Here is a 15,946-nt window from a genome sequence, read left to right on the forward strand (position 1 = left end):
GTCAGCAATTACTTGATCAGCTCGGGGCCTTTCTGGCCTTCGATCAGGAACTGAGATTCGTCCTTGAGGTTCACGCCCGTCAGGCCGCGACGGAAGGCTTCGCGCAGGAGCCATGCGGTCTTGAAGGCGCCTTCCTCATAGGATAGTCCGCGCTGGCGCACGTTCGAGATGCAGTTGCGGTCGGCGTCTTTGATGCCGACGCGCGGCGAGAAGGTGATGTAGACACCGAGGCTGTCGGGCGACGATAAGCCGGGACGCTCGCCGATCAGCACGAGCACGGCTTTGCCGCCGAGGATCTCTCCGGCTTCGTCGCCGAGCGCCACGCGCGCGTCATCGGCAAGCAAGATCGGCGACAGTTTCCAGCCGGCTTTGACGACATGCGGCAGGAGGGCCGCCATATAGGGAATGGTATTGGCGGAAACTGCCATCGACGACAGCCCGTCGCCGACGAGGACGACGAGATCGGGCCGGCCATCCTCCATTTCGGCAGCGCGCATCAGCGCCTCGCGCGAGTGATCGGACAATTTGCGACCGAGGTCCGGGCGGCGGAGATATTCCGAACGGTCGTGCGTGGCGCTGCCGACGCGAAGCGTGGAAAGACCGAGATCGGCTAAGCCTTTTTCGATCGGCGTCCAGTCGATCGGTGTCGTCACGGCGTCGCGCGCCATGGCGTGAGACAATGCGAAGTCCAAGACTTCGTGCGTCGGCATCGCCGAACCCGAGCGGCCGAGGCCGATGCGTGCGTCCGTGAACTGTTTGAGATTGGCCCAGGGATCCGCTGTCATGTTACGCCGCCAATGCTTGAGCGTGGGTGAGAAGCGGATTGCCCGGACGATGCGGTGCGAGGTGACCTTTCGCATCGGTGACGCCGATCTTCGTCAGCCAGGCGTCGAACTCGGGCGCGCGTTTCAGGCCCAGCGCCTCGCGCACATAGAGCGCATCGTGGAATGAGGTCGACTGGTAGTTCAGCATGATGTCGTCGGCGCCCGGAATACCCATGATGAAGTTGACGCCGGCAGCGCCGAGCATCATCAGCAGGATGTCCATGTCGTCCTGATCGGCTTCGGCGTGGTTGGTGTAGCAGATATCGCAGCCCATCGGCAGGCCAAGCAGCTTGCCGCAGAAATGGTCCTCGAGGCCGGCGCGGATGATCTCCTTGCCATTGTAGAGATATTCCGGGCCGATGAAGCCGACGACGGTATTGACGAGCAGCGGCTTGAACTGACGCGCGACGGCGTAGGCGCGGGCCTCGAGCGTCTGCTGATCGCAGCCGTGATGCGCGTCGGCCGAGAGCGCCGATCCCTGCCCCGTCTCGAAATACATGCAGTTGTCGCCGACGGTGCCGCGCTTCAGGCTCAAAGCGGCTTCGCGGCCTTCCTGCAAATGCGAGAGCTTTACGCCGAAGCTATCGTTGACGCCCTGCGTGCCGCCGATCGACTGGAAGACGAGATCGACAGGCGCGCCCTTGGCGATGGCGTCGATCGTCGTCGTCACGTGTGTCAGCACGCAGCTCTGGGTCGGGATTTCGAAGCGGCGGATGACGTCGTCCATCATCACCAGAAGATCGGTGATGGCGCCGATGTTGTCGCTCGCCGGATTGATGCCGATGACGGCATCACCGCAGCCGTACATCAAGCCGTCGACCATCGACGCGGCGATGCCTTTCTTGTCGTCGGTGGGATGGTTGGGTTGCAGACGCACGGACATGTGTCCGGGCAAACCAATCGTATCGCGGAACTTCGTGATGACGTGCGCCTTCTTGGCGCCGAGCACGAGGTCCTGGTTGCGCATGATCTTCGAGACGGCAGCGACCATTTCCGGCGTCAGGCCCGGCGCCAGCGCGGAGACCTTCTCCGGCGTCGCCTTCTCTGACAGCAGCCAATCGCGGAATTCGCCGACCGTCATATGAGAAACCGGCGCGAACGCCGCGCCATCATGTGTGTCGACGATGAGGCGCGTGACGTCATCGTCTTCGTAGGGAATGATGGTTTCGTTGAGGAACTGCTTCAGCGGCACGTCGGCGAGCGCCATCTTGGCGGCGACGTTCTCGGCGGCGGACTTTGCCGCGACACCCGCCAGCACGTCGCCAGAGCGCGGCGGCGTGGCTTTCGCCAACAGCTCTTTCAGGGATGAAAACGTGTAGGTCGTTCCGCCCGCGTGCACCCGATACATGGCCGCTCTCCCAATCTCGCCGGTTGCTCGTTCAATAATGTCCTTCAATCAGCGGCTTGCAAGCATCAAATGGTGCCACCCGCCGCCCAATCAGGGAGCAGCTTCGCTCATGCACACTTGGAGTCGCACTCGACGATCGGTTTCGGACGGGGTTTGAGCTTCGCGAGATCTGCGACGCCTGCGATGAAGACGTCCATAGAGTCTTCGAACGCAAGGCTCGGATCGAGCGTCTTCAGAACAGGAATGAGGTCTTGCGTGGCGTGATACATAGTCGGATCGAGCGCACTCAACTCGGTCTCTTCCGCCGGGCCGATCGCGCGCAGAAGGCCCTCTGCCTCGGCCAACGCAAATCCCAGAACGAATGCATAGAAAGCAAGGCCAAGGCCTGCCGCCGCAGTATCGGTCAACCCCGCACGACGCAGGGCACAGTAGACGATCTCACTCGAAATGTGGTCCGCAGGACCGGTTGCGTTGTAGCGAAAATGCAGCGGAAAAACCCGAGGATGATGATGCGCCAGCATCCGGTAGGCCTTTCCGACGGCCCTTAGGTCGTCGCGCCAGTTCGCGGTCGCCGTCGGCATCTCAACGCTTCGAAGTCCATGATCGGCGATGGCTCGCAACAGCTCATCCTTCGAGCCGAAGTGATGCAGAACGGTCATCGGGTCGACACCGACGATCGCCGCTACCTTACGAATGGAAAACGCAGCTTCCCCGACCTCGGCAAACAAATCGAACGCCGCCTGAAGGATCTCGGATTTCTCAACGCCCCGCCGTGCCCGCGATTTTGGCTCAGTCATCCGTCCAGCCCCTTGACTTCTACACTGTAGACTTTACACTCGAAGCGTTCTAAGAAGCAAGACGCCTTCGTGTCAATGGTTGAGTGTCGAAGCTAGGCGCGGGTCGTGCTTGCCCCAGGGAACGTCGCGTATGACACTGTTGCATATCGGGTTTCCGGCTTATTACGATGGCGGTGATATCGCTCACTGCCGCGAGGTGCCGCGTCCCATGTGCAGCATTCCCCATCCCAAGCGCGAGCTTTTGAAGCTCTGCGCGCGCATCGGCTACACGCCGCACTGAACTCTCCGAGCGCTCAGTTCTCAGCAGGCCCTCAAGGCCTGCTCATTCCCATTTTTCTTTTGCTGGAGGCTTCCTCGTGTCCAACCGTATTCAGACGCAACAGATCCAACAACTCGATGCGCAGCACCATCTGCATCCCTTCTCCGATCATCAGTCGCTGAGAGGCAGCGGCAGCGTCCGTGTCATCGTCAAAGGTGAAGGTCCGTATGTGATCGACAGCGAGGGCCATCGCATTCTCGACGGCATGGCCGGCCTTTGGACGACGAACATCGGCTATGGCAACAAAGAGCTGGCGCAGGCCGCTTACGATCAGATGGTCGAACTGCCGTTCTACAATACCTTCTTCAAGACGACGCACCCGCCGGTCGTCGAGCTGGCGCGCAAGCTGGCCGAGATCGCACCGGCGCATCTCAATCAGGTGTTCTTCGGTTCGTCGGGCTCGGAATCGAACGACACGGCGATCCGCCTGATCCGTCATTACTGGGTGCTCAAGGGCGAGCCGAAGCGGCGCATCATCATCAGCCGGGAGAACGCCTATCACGGCTCGACCATTGCGGCGGGCTCGATGGGCGGCATGAGCCACGTGCATGCGCACAGCTATCCAGTCTATGAGGGCTTCCGCCACGTCATGGACCCGTACTGGTACGGCGACTCGTTCCCCGGCGAGACGCCGGAAGCGTTCGGCCTGCGTGCTGCACGGGCTATTGAAGAAGAAATTCTGCGTTGCGGGCCGGAGAACGTCGCGGCGTTCGCGGGCGAACCGGTTCAGGGCGCAGGCGGCGTGAAAATCGCGCCGTCGACCTACTGGCCGGAGGTTCAGCGCATCGTCGACAAGTACGGCATCCTCTTGCTGGCCGACGAAGTCATCACCGGCTTCGGACGCCTCGGCACGTGGTTCGCCTCGGATTTCTACGGCATCCGGCCCAATATCATCACCTTCGCGAAGGCGGCGACGTCGGGCTACATCCCGCTGTCGGGCGTGCTCGTCGACGACAAAATCGTCGAAGCGCTGATGGCCAAGGACGACGATTTCAACCACGGCTACACGTTCTCGGGCCATCCGGTGGCGTGCGCTGTCGCGCTGAAGAACCTGGAGATCATGGAGCGCGACCGACTCGTTCCTAAGGTGAAGGAATTCACCGGCCCGGCTCTGGCGAAGCTGTTCGATCGCTTCAAGGATCATCCGCTCGTCGGCGAGGTTCGCACGGTCGGCATGATGGGCGCGATCGAACTCGTGGCGGATAAGAAAACGCGCCGCCGCTTCGATAACCTCGGCCGCGTCGGTCTTATCTGTCGCGATCATTTCTTCCGGGAAGGCTTCATCATGCGGGCCGTCTGGGACACGATGGTGTGCGCGCCGCCGCTGACCTGGGAAGAGCAGCAGTTCGAGGAAGCGGGCCGCGTGATCCAGAAGGCGCTCGATCAGACGCTTTCGGCAGTCCAGGGAGAAATGGCGGCATGAGGCGGCCCGTCGTCGTCATACCCTGCAGTACAGAGACGGTCAGCGGACTGACCTCGGACGCGGCGGGGCGGAAATATTCCGCCGCCGTGGCCGAGGGCGCCGACTGCCAGCCGTTGCTGCTGCCGGTCGGCAAGAACCTTTCCGACATCGGCTCCGTTCTCGATGTTGCCTCGGGCATTTTGCTGACGGGCGCCATCTCGAACGTGCACCCTGAAAACTACGGCCTCGAAGAGCCCGTTCTGCCTGACGCCATCGACCGTGACCGGGATGCGGTGACGCTGCCGCTTATCCGCGCGGCGGTCGAACGCAAGGTGCCGATCATGGCGATTTGCCGAGGCTTTCAAGAGTTGAACGTCGCGCTTGGCGGCTCTCTGCACCAGGCGGTTCATACCGTCGACGGCTATGCCGACCATCGCGAGCCGAAGGTGACGGACTTCGACGTGATGTTCGCGCCGCGCCACCCGGTGACGCTCAAGGGCGAGCTCAAGGCGTGGCTCGGCCAGGACCAGATCATCGTCAACTCGCTGCACGGGCAAGGCATCCGCGATCTCGCCAAGCCGCTCGTTGCGGAAGCGTTCGCTGAGGATGGCCTGGTCGAAGCCGCCCGCGTCGCAGCCGGCAATCCATTCTCTCTCGGTGTGCAGTGGCACCCCGAATGGCAATACACATCCAATCCAGCATCCCTGGCGCTGTTCCGCCGCTTCGGCGACGCCGCGAGAGGTATGATCGCGAAAGGCCAGGCCGCATGACCGATACATTCATTTCCGTCGAAGAAGCTGCAGCGTTCCTTGATGCCAATCCAAGCGTGTCTTGGATCGACATTCTGCTGTTCGACATGAACGGCATGCCGCGGGGCAAGCGCATCCGGCGCGGCGATCTCGTCAGCATTGCGCGGAACGGGCTGCTGCTTCCGGCGTCCGTTTACGTGCTCGATCCGCGCGGCAATTCGATCGCCGAGACAGGCCGGCTCTGGGAGACGGGCGATCACGACATTCCGTTCCGCGTGCTGTCCGGCACGCTGAAGCCGGTGCCCGTCGGTAAGGGCTCGCACGGTCAAGCGGTGATGGTGCCTGTCGATCTTTGCGATATGGATCCGCGCGGTGTGCTGGCCACTCAGGTGTCGCGATTTGCGGATGCCGGGCAGAAGCCCATCGTCGCGGTCGAACTCGAATTCTACGTGACAAAGCGCACGCCGGACGGCGTTTTCAGCCTCGTGACGCCGTCCGGCCTCTCCGCCGATCCCGAACGGCCGATGACGTTCGGCTTTGAGGAAATGGACACGCTCGGACCGTTCATCGATGACGTCTATCGCATCGCTGAGGCACAAGGGCTGCCGCTCGACGCGGTTATGCAGGAGTCCGGCCCTGGTCAATTCGAGATCAATCTGAAGCACAGCGAGGCCATGACGGCAGCGCTCGATGGCGTGCTCTTAAAGCGCGCGGTCAAGGCGGCTGCTCATGCGCACGATCTCGAAGCGACGTTCATGGCGAAGCCGCACCACGACTGGACGGGCTCCGGAATGCACGTTCACGTCAGCTTGATCGATAAGCAGGGCAACAACCTGTTCGCGGGCGATCCGATGGCGCCAATGTTCCGGCAGGCGATCGGCGGGTTGCGGACATCCATGCCGGACTTCATGGCGGTGTGGGCACAGTCAGCGAACGCATATCGCCGCTACGTGCCTGAATCCTATGTGCCGATGTCGGCGCACTGGGGCTTCAACAATCGCACAGTGGCGCTCCGCGTGCCGTGCTGCTCGGGGCCTGCGACGCGCATCGAACATCGCGTCTCGGGTGCCGACGCCAATCCGTTCCTCGTCATCGCAAGTATCCTGGCGGGCGTCCGCCATGGCATCACCAACGGCGTCGACCCGGGGCAGCATGCGGAAGGCAACGCGGAAGAACTCGACGGCAACGAACTGCCGACCGCCTGGGTGAACGCGCTGCAGACATTCCGCACCTCCGACATCGTGCGCGAGGCTTTCGGCGCAGCATTCCAAGACGTCTACTATCGCTTGAAAGAGACCGAACGCATCAGTTTCGAGCGTGTCGTTACTGCGCTCGACTATGAATGGTACGCTCAAGTTGCATAAGGCTTTACGGTCATGACATCGCTTGCACACTTCGAAGCCGTTGCCGGATCGATCAAAATTCCGAGCGAAGCCGTCATCGACGGCAAGCTGACGGAGAGCGTTTCCGGCAGAACGTTCGCCAACATCTCACCGCGCGACGGGCGCGTCCTTAATCATGTCGCCCAGTGCGGGCCGGAGGATGTCGATCTCGCCGTCAAAAGCGCGCGCCGCGCCTTCGATGAGGGATCGTGGCGTAAGCTGCACTATCGCGAGAAAAAGCGCATTCTGTTCAAGCTCGCCGAACTGATGGAACGCGATATCGAAACGCTCGCCGTTCTCGAAAGCCTCGATGTCGGCAAGCCGATCTCGAACGCGCTCGGCGGCGACGTTCCGAACGCCATCCGCTCGCTGCGCTATTATGCGGAAGCGCTCGATAAGGTTTACGGTGAAGTGGCGCCGGAAGCACCGGACCGGTTCTCGTTCGTCGTCCACGATCCGCTGGGCGTCATCGGCGCCATCGTGCCGTGGAACTTCCCGCTGCACATGGCGATGTGGAAGGTCGCCCCGGCACTCGCGATGGGCAATTCCGTCATTCTGAAGCCTGCGGAGCAATCGCCGCTGACAGCGCTAAAGCTTGGTGAACTGGCGCTCGAAGCTGGAATTCCGGCGGGGGTACTGAACGTTATTCCGGGCTTCGGCGCAGAAGCAGGCAAGGCGCTCGCGCTGCACAATGACGTCGACATGATTGCATTCACCGGCTCGGGCCCGGTCGGCAAGCTGCTCATGCAGTATTCGGGACAGAGCAACCTGAAGCGCGTCAGCCTGGAACTCGGCGGCAAGTCTCCGCATATCGTGTTCGCGGACTGCCCCGATCTCGACCGCGCCGCCACGGAAGCGGCGTGGGGCATCTTCTATAATTCAGGGCAGGTATGCACTGCCGGGTCTCGTCTCTTGGTGCAGGACGCGATAGCCGATGATTTCACCAATCGGCTCATAACGGTTGCTCGAAAAATCGTTGCTGGTGACCCCTTGGAGCCCGCGACGACGTCGGGCGCTATGGTTAGCGAAGAACAGATGAAGACGGCACTCCGCTATATCGAAACGGCGAAGCGCGAGGGCGGCACGCTGGCCCTCGGCGGCAATCGCACGCTCGAAGGAAGCGGTGGGTTCTACGTCGAGCCGACGGTGTTTTCGGGCGTGACGCCCGAGAATACGCTGGCGCGCGAAGAAGTTTTCGGACCGGTGCTCGCCATTACGCGTTTCACCGAAGCGGACGACGCCATCCGCATCGCCAACGATACGAACTATGGCCTCGCCGCCGGTCTTTGGACCAAGGACATCACGCTGGCTCACCGCGCCGCCCGCGAGATCCGTGCCGGACTCGTCTGGATCAACGGCTGGGACAGCTGCGATATCACGATGCCGTTCGGAGGCTTCAAGCAATCGGGCTTCGGCCGTGATCGCTCTCTGCACGCACTACATAAGTATGCCGATTTAAAATCGGTCTCGATCACACTCTGACGCCCTGGAGACGGTGCAATGAATATCAAATCGTCAACGCCCTTCCCCTCGGCCGCCTTCATAGACGGCGAGTGGGTGACTTCGAACAAGACGTTTCCGGTTCTCGATCCGGCGACGGGCGAAAAGCTCGTTGATGTACCGGACCTGACACCGGATGATGCCAAGCGCGCCATCGACGCCGCGCACAAGGCATTTCCGGCGTGGGCTGCGAAGCCCGCGAAGGAACGCGCGCAGATCCTGCGCAAGTGGTTCGACCTCATCATCGCGGACACCGAAGCGCTGGCTCAGTTGATGACGGCCGAGCAAGGCAAACCGCTGACGGAATCGCGCGGCGAAGTCGCTTATGGCGCGTCGTTCATTGAATGGTTCGCGGAAGAAGGAAAGCGCGCCTACGGGCACACGATCCCGACGACGGTCGCGTCGCGCCGCTACCTCACGATCAAGCAGCCCATCGGCGTATGCGCGGCGATCACGCCGTGGAACTTCCCGATCGCGATGATCACCCGCAAGGTCGGCTGCGCCCTGGCTGCCGGTTGCACGATCGTCGTGAAGCCGTCAGAAGAGACGCCGCTATGTGCGCTGGCGCTTGCGAAGCTCGCGCAGGACGCAGGCGTTCCGGCGGGCGTATTCAACGTCATCACGACGATGGACGGCCCGGGCATCGGCAAGGTGCTGACGGCGGATGACCGTGTGCGCAAGTTGACGTTCACAGGCTCGACGGAAGTCGGCCGCATTCTCTATCGTCAGTGTGCCGACACCATCAAAAAGCTGACGCTCGAACTCGGCGGCAACGCGCCGCTCATCATTTTCGACGATGCCGATCTGAAGCAGGCGGTCGCCGGAACGATGGCGTCGAAGTTCCGGAACGCGGGCCAGACGTGCGTCTGCGCCAACCGTATCCTCGTGCAGGCGGGCATCTTCGACAAGTTCGTTGCAGCCCTGAAAGAGGAAGCCGCGAAGCTCGTCGTGGCACCCGGCCGTGATGCCAAATCGACGGTCGGACCGCTGATCAATGCGGAAGCCATCGACAAGGTGAAGTCGCTGCTTTCCGGTGCGGTCTCCGAAGGCGCCAAGATCGAGATCGGCGGCAAGCCGGACAAACACGGCGCGCTTTTCTTCGAGCCGACCATCGTGACCGGTGTCACCACCGCCATGACGATCGCGAACGAAGAGATCTTCGGGCCGGTCGCCTCGCTCATCAAATTCGAGACGGAAGCCGACGCGATCCGCATCGCCAACGGCACGCCGTTTGGCCTCGCGGCTTACCTCTTCAGCCAGAATGTCTCTCGCGCGTGGCGCGTGGCTGAAGCACTCGAAGCCGGCATGATCGGCGTCAACGAAGGCGTGTTCTCGAACGAGGTCGCGCCGTTCGGCGGCATCAAGCAGTCGGGTCTCGGCCGCGAGGGCGCGGACGAAGGCCTCAACGAGTATCTCGAGACAAAAATGATCGCCCTTGGCGGCATCAACGCCTAGCAGTCAAGTTTCGGCGGGGCATTTCGATTAATGCTCCGCCGAAAAAGCATTGAACCCTCTTTCGCTCACCCATCGAACCACGAAGGATCGTCCATGGCTACCTCAGCCGAGCTTCAGGCCCGTCGCGTCGCTGCTATTCCACGCGGCGTCGGAAACGTGACGCAAATCTTTGCCAAGACCGCGAAGAACGCCGAGATCTGGAGCGAGGACGGCAAGCGCTATATTGATTTCGGCGCGGGCATCGCGGTCGTCAACACGGGCCATCAGCATCCTCGCCTCATCAAGGCCATTGAGGAGCAGCTCAAGGCTTTCAGTCACGTCTGCTTCCAGGTGACGCCATACGAAAACTATGTGAGCCTGGCGGAACGGCTCAACGCCATTGCGCCAATCGCCGGTCCGGCCAAGACGATGCTGGCATCAACGGGTGCTGAAGCCGTCGAGAACGCCGTCAAAGTGGCGCGTGCGTTCACCGGACGTCCCGGCATCGTTTCGTTTGCAGGCGGCTTCCACGGCCGCACGCTGATGGGCATGGCCCTGACGGGCAAGGTCGTGCCTTACAAGAAGGGCTACGGACCGTTTCCGCCGGATGTCTATAATGTCGAATTCCCGAACGTCTTCCACGGTGGCAGCACCGGGCAAAGCATTCGCAGCCTGAAATCGCTGTTCAAGCATTCGGTCGATCCGTCGAACATCGCCGGTATCGTCATCGAGCCGGTGCAAGGCGAAGGCGGCTTCAATATCGTGCCGAAGGAATTCATGGTCGCGCTGCGCGAGCTTTGCGACGACCATGGTATTCTGCTGATCGCGGATGAAATCCAGACGGGCTTTGCACGTACTGGCAAGATGTTCGCGATGGAGCATTTCGGCGTGAAGGCCGACGTCGTCACAATGGCGAAGGGCCTCGCAGGCGGCATGCCTCTGTCGGCGATCGTCGGCCGCGCGGATGTCATGGATGCTTCCAATCCCGGCGGCCTCGGCGGCACTTATGCAGGCAATCCGGTCGCGTGCGCGTCGGCCCATGCCGTGCTCGACGTCATTCACGACGAGAAGCTCTGCGACCGCGCCACCGCAATCGGCAAGATCATCATGGATCGCTGCTCGGCGTTGCAGGCCAATTCGAACCTCAACTGCATCGGCGACGTCCGCGGCCTCGGCGCCATGTGCGCGGTCGAGCTTGTGAAAGACAAGGCGAGCGGTGAACCGGCGCCGGAATTGACGAGCGCATTGCTCAAAGCGGCGAGCGACCGCGGCCTCATTCTTCTTTCGTGCGGCACGTACGGAAACGTCATTCGCTTCCTGGTCCCGCTGACTGCCAGCGACGAACTCGTTCGCGAGGGCATGGACGTGTTCGAATCGGCACTCACCGACGCCGTCGCCAAGGTCGCTTGATATTTGGACTCGCTCCCGGCGACCGGCGCCCCGCACGGGTATCGCTGAGAGCAAACAAAGGACTCATCTTATGAATGTACAGATCAAGCCCAACGACCTCGCATCCTTCTGGATGCCGTTTACCGCCAACAAGCAGTTCAAGGCGAATCCGCGGCTCTTCGTCGGCGCCAAGGACATGCATTATGTGACGAACGATGGGCGCAAGGTGCTCGACGGCACATCGGGTCTCTGGTGCGTAAACGCCGGACACTGCCGTCCGAAGATTGCCGAAGCGATCAAAGCCCAGGTCGATACGCTTGACTTCGCAGGCACGTTCCAGATGGGCCATAACAAGGCCTTCGAGGCTGCGAACCGGCTGACGGCCATCGCGCCGAAGGGCTTCGATCATGTGTTCTTCACCAACTCCGGTTCGGAGTCGGTCGAGACGGCACTGAAGATGGCGATCGCCTATCATCGCGCCAAGGGCAACGGCACCAAGGTGCGCCTGATCGGCCGCGAACGCGGCTATCATGGTGTCAACTTCGGCGGCATGTCGGTCGGCGGCATCGGCCCCAACCGCAAGATGTTCGGTGCGCTTGTCGCAGGCGTTGATCATATGCGGCACACGCACGATCTGGCGAAGAACGCTTTCACGCGCGGCGAGCCGGAGCACGGAGCGGAGCTTGCGGACGATCTGGAACGCCTCGTTGCGCTGCATGACGCTTCGACGATCGCCGCTGTCATCGTCGAGCCGGTTGCGTGCTCGACAGGCGTGCTGATCCCGCCGAAGGGATATCTGAAGCGCCTCGAAGCCATCGCCAAGAAGCACGACATTCTGCTGATCGCCGACGAAGTCATCACGGGCTTCGGCCGTCTCGGCGTGCCGTTCGGTTCGGACTACTTTGGGATCTCGCCGGATATCATCACGACGGCGAAGGGCGTGACGAACGGTACGATTCCGATGGGCGCCGTGTTCGTCAAATCGCACATCCACGACGCCTTCATGAACGGCCCTGATTGGATGATCGACTTCTTCCACGGCTATACGTATTCGGGCCATCCAGTCGCCGCGGCAGCCGCCATCGGCACGCTCGACACCTATGCGGAAGAAGGTCTGCTGACGCGCGCCGCAGAGCTGGCACCCTACTGGGAAGAACGCGTCCACGCGCTGAAGGGCCTGCCGCATATCATCGATGTGCGCAACATCGGCCTCATCGGCGCGGTCGAGTTCGCGCCCGATCCGGAGCAGCCCGGCAAGCGGGCGTTCGACCGTTTCGTCAAGGCATTCGAGGCCGGTATTCTGGTTCGCCAGACGGGCGACATCATCGCGCTGTCGCCGCCGCTCGTCATTTCGAAGTCCGAGATCGACCAGTTGTTCGACACCTTCACGAAGGTGCTGAAGGAGACGAACTAATTCACTTGTCATCCCCGAACGCGATCGCTGCGCTCTCGTGTTCGAGGATGACGAAAGTCAAAACGAGGATTCCTTTCCCAATGCACATGATCGAGAACGCCATCAACGGGCGCCGCTCACCTGCTCACGCCGAGCGCACGCAGGCTGTCTTCAATCCGGCGACTGGCGAAGAAGTTGCGCGCCTGCCGCTGTCGAAAGTCGACGATCTCAACGCCGCCGTCTCTGCCGCGAAGAAAGCCGCACTGACCTGGGGCACGACGCCGCCGATGAAGCGCGTGCGTCCGCTTTTCAAGTTCAAGGAGCTACTGGAAAAGAACGCCGACGAGATCGCACGCGCGATTTCACGCGAACACGGCAAGACACATGCCGACTCGCTCGGTGAGCTGGCGCGCGGCATCGATGTCGTCGATTTCGCCTGCGGGATTCCGCACCTTTTGAAGGGCGAATTCAGCCGCAACGTCGGCCCAGATATCGATAGCTGGTCAGACCGGCAGCCGCTTGGCGTCGTTGCGGGTATCACGCCCTTCAACTTCCCCGCCATGGTGCCGATGTGGATGTTCCCCGTCGCGATTGCGTGCGGCAATGCTTTCATCCTGAAGCCGTCCGAGCGCGATCCGTCGGCACCGATGCTGATCTGGGAGCTGTTCCAGCAAGCCGGTCTGCCGGACGGCGTGTTCAACGTCGTGCACGGCGACAAGACGATCGTCGATGCGATTCTCGATCATCCCGATATCGCCGCCGTCTCCTTCGTCGGCTCAACGCCCGTTGCACAGTACATCTATGGCCGCGGCACGGCGAACGGCAAGCGCGTGCAGGCACTCGGCGGCGCCAAGAACCATATGATCGTGATGCCCGACGCCGACATGGACCAGGCGGTCGATGCGCTGATGGGCGCAGGCTATGGTTCCGCTGGCGAGCGCTGCATGGCGATCTCGGTTGCGGTTCCGGTTGGCGAGAAGACGGCCGACAAGCTCGTCGAGGCTCTGGCACCGCGCGTGCGCGCGCTGAAAGTCGGCCCGGCGACGGACCCTGAATCGGAGATGGGCCCGGTTGTCACGGCAGACGCGAAGCGCAAGATCACCTCGCTGATCGACAAGGGCGTCGCGGAAGGTGCGAAGCTCGTCGTCGATGGTCGCGGACTGACGCTACAGGGCTACGAGAACGGATTCTTTCTCGGCGGCACATTGTTCGACAACGTCACGCGCGACATGACGATCTATCGCGAAGAAATTTTCGGGCCGGTGCTCTCGGTCGTGCGCGCGAAGAACTACGATGAAGCCGCCGATCTCATCAACACGCACGAATATGGCAACGGTACCGCGATCTTCACGCGCGACGGCGATACGGCACGCGCGTTCGCAGACAAGATCGAGGTCGGCATGGTCGGCATCAACGTGCCGCTGCCGGTGCCGGTTGCCTATCACTCGTTCGGCGGCTGGAAGCGCTCGCTGTTCGGGGATCACGCGATTTACGGACCGGAAGGCGTGCACTTCTACACGCGTCTCAAGACAGTTACGGCGCGCTGGCCGGCCGGCATCCGCAAGGGTGCGGAGTTTAATTTTCCGAGCCTGAAGTAAAATTGGATGAGTGAGCGGCAGATGAGCCCGCTCACTTCCTCCTTATTCTAAAGTACTGCGGCACATCAGAAATTTCTTCCTGACTTTAAGGCTGGCACAAGCCCTGCGTCCTTAGTTCATCGCAGCATGAACTCAAGTTCGCGAGATCCTTTGCCAATGCACCAACCTGCTAAGACCCCTCACCCGGCAAATTCCGGCGCCGATCTCGACGGCCGCCTTTCTTTCCTGGAGCTGGATGAGCTTACGACCTCGCAGCTTCGCGACCTCAAGCCGCTTCTCATGCGGCATCTCCCCGTCGCTCTCGATAAATTCTATGCGAAGATCAAAGCCACGCCGGAACTCAAGCGCTTCTTCGCTGACGACGCGCATATCGCGCGCGCCAAGTCCGCTCAGCTCGGTCACTGGGGCGCGATAAGCGCAGGCAAGATCGATGAGACGTATGTCGGCAATGTTCGCCGCATCGGCCAAACACACGCCAGGATCGGGCTTGAGCCGCGATGGTACATCGGCGGCTACACGCTGCTGCTTGAACATCTCTTTGCGGCGATCATCGAGGAGAGCAAGCCGAAGAGCCTTTTCTCCTTCAATCAGCAGACGACGCATCAGAACCTTCTCGGCAAGCTCGCCGCACTGACGAAAGCGGCAATGCTCGACATGGACTTCTCCATTTCGACGTACATCGAGGCGGCTGAACATGCGCGCCTCAAGGCCGAGGCGGAGCACCACCAAGCGCAGGCCGAGGCCGCGAAGCGCCAGCAGGAAGCTGACGCGGATCGCCTGCGTGTTGAAGAAGAGGTTGCGGCCGAGCGTGCTCACGTCCTCGATGCAATCACGTCGGGCCTCTCAGAGCTTGCCAAACAGAACCTGTCGTACCGCATCGGCACGGCGTTGCCGCCACAGTTCGAACGCGTGCGCGATGATTTTAATTCGGCGAGCGGTCAGCTCGATCAAGCCTTGCAGGTCGTTCTACAGCGCATCAGCGGCATTACGGCAGCGACCGAGCAGATCCTCGCGGCGTCCGAGAACCTTTCGCGGCGAGCCCAGACCACGGCCGCCTCTCTCGAAGAGTCGGCGGCGGCACTCGAAGAAACCGCCGTCTCGGTGCAAAGCACGGCGACCTCGACGACCAGCATGCAGGACATCATAACGCGCGCCAGCAGCCAGGCGTCCGATGGCGGAAAGATCGTCGACGAGGCGATCGAGGCCGTGTCGAAAATCGAAAGTTCATCGAAGCAGATCGGGCATATCATCAGCGTCATCGACGATATCGCGTTCCAGACGAACCTGCTGGCACTCAATGCGGGCGTCGAAGCCGCCCGTGCGGGCGAGCATGGCCGCGGCTTCGCGGTCGTGGCATCGGAAGTGCGCGCGCTCGCACAGCGGTCGGCGGAGTCGGCGCGCGAGATCAAAGATCTGATTTCGACGGCGCAGCAAAATGTCAGCGATGGCGTGAGGCTGGTGACGAGCACCGGACATGTGTTTGGAGAGATTGCCAAAGCCGTCACACAGGTGAACACGGTCATGGCCGAGATCGCGGCGGGAGCACAAGAGCAGGCATCCGCGCTTGCCGAAGTCAGCAGCGCCGTCGCGACGATGGATCACGACACGCAAGAGAATGCGGCGATGGCCGAAGAGCTGACGTCGTCGACAAACGTGCTGGCTTCGGAAACGAGCGATCTCAAATCTCTCGCCACGGCATTCAAGACGTCTGATTCCGCTCACGCCGTCGCAAAGAGCGCGCGACTCCGTGTCGTCGGCTGAGCGTACAAACCCGAACGAACACAGAAGCGGCGCCGCGATCCTTGGGATCG

Annotated in this window: 13 protein-coding genes; 10 read left to right on the top strand and 3 right to left on the bottom strand. The window is 61.7% G+C overall.

Features of this window, described 5'->3' with window-relative positions:
- Positions 1–8 precede the first annotated feature (8 nt).
- The 3 genes from eutC to HYP802_RS0115835 form a co-directional block, all read right to left on the bottom strand.
- Positions 9–785, bottom strand: coding sequence for an ethanolamine ammonia-lyase subunit EutC (gene eutC / locus HYP802_RS0115825; protein ID WP_013948364.1), 777 nt, complete (start codon positions 783–785; stop codon positions 9–11).
- A 1-nt stretch (position 786) separates the two neighbouring features.
- Positions 787–2,172, bottom strand: a complete 1,386-nt coding sequence (locus HYP802_RS0115830; protein WP_013948365.1) for an ethanolamine ammonia-lyase subunit EutB — start codon at positions 2,170–2,172, stop codon at positions 787–789.
- Positions 2,173–2,279: 107 nt separating this feature from the next.
- Positions 2,280–2,969, bottom strand: a complete 690-nt coding sequence (locus HYP802_RS0115835) for a TetR/AcrR family transcriptional regulator (protein ID WP_013948366.1) — start codon at positions 2,967–2,969, stop codon at positions 2,280–2,282.
- Between the two features lie 130 nt (positions 2,970–3,099).
- Here HYP802_RS0115835 and HYP802_RS23690 point away from each other — a divergent pair, with 130 nt between their 5' ends.
- The 10 genes from HYP802_RS23690 to HYP802_RS0115885 all read left to right on the top strand — a co-directional run bounded on the left by HYP802_RS23690 (position 3,100) and on the right by HYP802_RS0115885 (position 15,896).
- Positions 3,100–3,249, top strand: coding sequence for a hypothetical protein (locus HYP802_RS23690; RefSeq protein ID WP_013948367.1), 150 nt, complete (start codon positions 3,100–3,102; stop codon positions 3,247–3,249).
- A 76-nt stretch (positions 3,250–3,325) separates the two neighbouring features.
- A complete protein-coding gene (locus HYP802_RS0115845) occupies positions 3,326–4,711 on the top strand; it encodes an aspartate aminotransferase family protein (RefSeq protein WP_013948368.1) in 1,386 nt (461 codons plus the stop codon).
- The gene (locus HYP802_RS0115850; protein ID WP_013948369.1) at positions 4,708–5,460 is read left to right on the top strand and encodes a gamma-glutamyl-gamma-aminobutyrate hydrolase family protein; all 753 of its coding nucleotides are present in this window, start codon (positions 4,708–4,710) and stop codon (positions 5,458–5,460) included. The genes HYP802_RS0115845 and HYP802_RS0115850 overlap by 4 nt, the downstream gene beginning before the upstream one ends.
- On the top strand, positions 5,457–6,803 hold the full coding sequence (locus tag HYP802_RS0115855; RefSeq protein WP_013948370.1) for a glutamine synthetase family protein: 1,347 nt from the start codon (positions 5,457–5,459) through the stop codon (positions 6,801–6,803). The genes HYP802_RS0115850 and HYP802_RS0115855 overlap by 4 nt, the downstream gene beginning before the upstream one ends.
- Before the next feature lie 12 nt (positions 6,804–6,815).
- On the top strand, positions 6,816–8,303 hold the full coding sequence (locus HYP802_RS0115860; RefSeq protein ID WP_013948371.1) for an aldehyde dehydrogenase: 1,488 nt from the start codon (positions 6,816–6,818) through the stop codon (positions 8,301–8,303).
- 18 nt (positions 8,304–8,321) lie between these two features.
- Positions 8,322–9,776 (top strand): NAD-dependent succinate-semialdehyde dehydrogenase, encoded by a 1,455-nt coding sequence (locus HYP802_RS0115865; RefSeq protein ID WP_013948372.1) that lies wholly within the window; start codon positions 8,322–8,324, stop codon positions 9,774–9,776.
- Positions 9,777–9,869: 93 nt separating this feature from the next.
- Positions 9,870–11,165 carry a 4-aminobutyrate--2-oxoglutarate transaminase gene (gabT, locus tag HYP802_RS0115870; protein WP_013948373.1) on the top strand — a complete coding sequence of 432 codons (1,296 nt, stop codon included), beginning with the start codon at positions 9,870–9,872 and terminating at the stop codon, positions 11,163–11,165.
- A gap of 70 nt (positions 11,166–11,235) precedes the next feature.
- Positions 11,236–12,558: an aspartate aminotransferase family protein gene (locus tag HYP802_RS0115875; RefSeq protein WP_013948374.1), complete on the top strand. Its 1,323-nt coding sequence runs from the start codon at positions 11,236–11,238 to the stop codon at positions 12,556–12,558.
- A gap of 80 nt (positions 12,559–12,638) precedes the next feature.
- Positions 12,639–14,135: a CoA-acylating methylmalonate-semialdehyde dehydrogenase gene (locus HYP802_RS0115880; protein ID WP_013948375.1), complete on the top strand. Its 1,497-nt coding sequence runs from the start codon at positions 12,639–12,641 to the stop codon at positions 14,133–14,135.
- Between the two features lie 156 nt (positions 14,136–14,291).
- Positions 14,292–15,896 (top strand): globin-coupled sensor protein, encoded by a 1,605-nt coding sequence (locus tag HYP802_RS0115885; protein WP_013948376.1) that lies wholly within the window; start codon positions 14,292–14,294, stop codon positions 15,894–15,896.
- Positions 15,897–15,946 lie beyond the last annotated feature (50 nt).

This window comes from Hyphomicrobium sp. 802, assembly GCF_000526135.1.
GTDB lineage: Bacteria > Pseudomonadota > Alphaproteobacteria > Rhizobiales > Hyphomicrobiaceae > Hyphomicrobium_B.

Coding starts and splice junctions, on each gene's coding strand:
- eutC (WP_013948364.1), bottom strand. CDS start 785: ATGACAGCGGATCCCTGGGCCAATCTCAAACAGTTCACGGACGCACGC.
- HYP802_RS0115830 (WP_013948365.1), bottom strand. CDS start 2,172: ATGTATCGGGTGCACGCGGGCGGAACGACCTACACGTTTTCATCCCTG.
- HYP802_RS0115835 (WP_013948366.1), bottom strand. CDS start 2,969: ATGACTGAGCCAAAATCGCGGGCACGGCGGGGCGTTGAGAAATCCGAG.
- HYP802_RS23690 (WP_013948367.1), top strand. CDS start 3,100: ATGACACTGTTGCATATCGGGTTTCCGGCTTATTACGATGGCGGTGAT.
- HYP802_RS0115850 (WP_013948369.1), top strand. CDS start 4,708: ATGAGGCGGCCCGTCGTCGTCATACCCTGCAGTACAGAGACGGTCAGC.
- HYP802_RS0115855 (WP_013948370.1), top strand. CDS start 5,457: ATGACCGATACATTCATTTCCGTCGAAGAAGCTGCAGCGTTCCTTGAT.
- HYP802_RS0115860 (WP_013948371.1), top strand. CDS start 6,816: ATGACATCGCTTGCACACTTCGAAGCCGTTGCCGGATCGATCAAAATT.
- HYP802_RS0115865 (WP_013948372.1), top strand. CDS start 8,322: ATGAATATCAAATCGTCAACGCCCTTCCCCTCGGCCGCCTTCATAGAC.
- gabT (WP_013948373.1), top strand. CDS start 9,870: ATGGCTACCTCAGCCGAGCTTCAGGCCCGTCGCGTCGCTGCTATTCCA.
- HYP802_RS0115875 (WP_013948374.1), top strand. CDS start 11,236: ATGAATGTACAGATCAAGCCCAACGACCTCGCATCCTTCTGGATGCCG.
- HYP802_RS0115880 (WP_013948375.1), top strand. CDS start 12,639: ATGCACATGATCGAGAACGCCATCAACGGGCGCCGCTCACCTGCTCAC.
- HYP802_RS0115885 (WP_013948376.1), top strand. CDS start 14,292: ATGCACCAACCTGCTAAGACCCCTCACCCGGCAAATTCCGGCGCCGAT.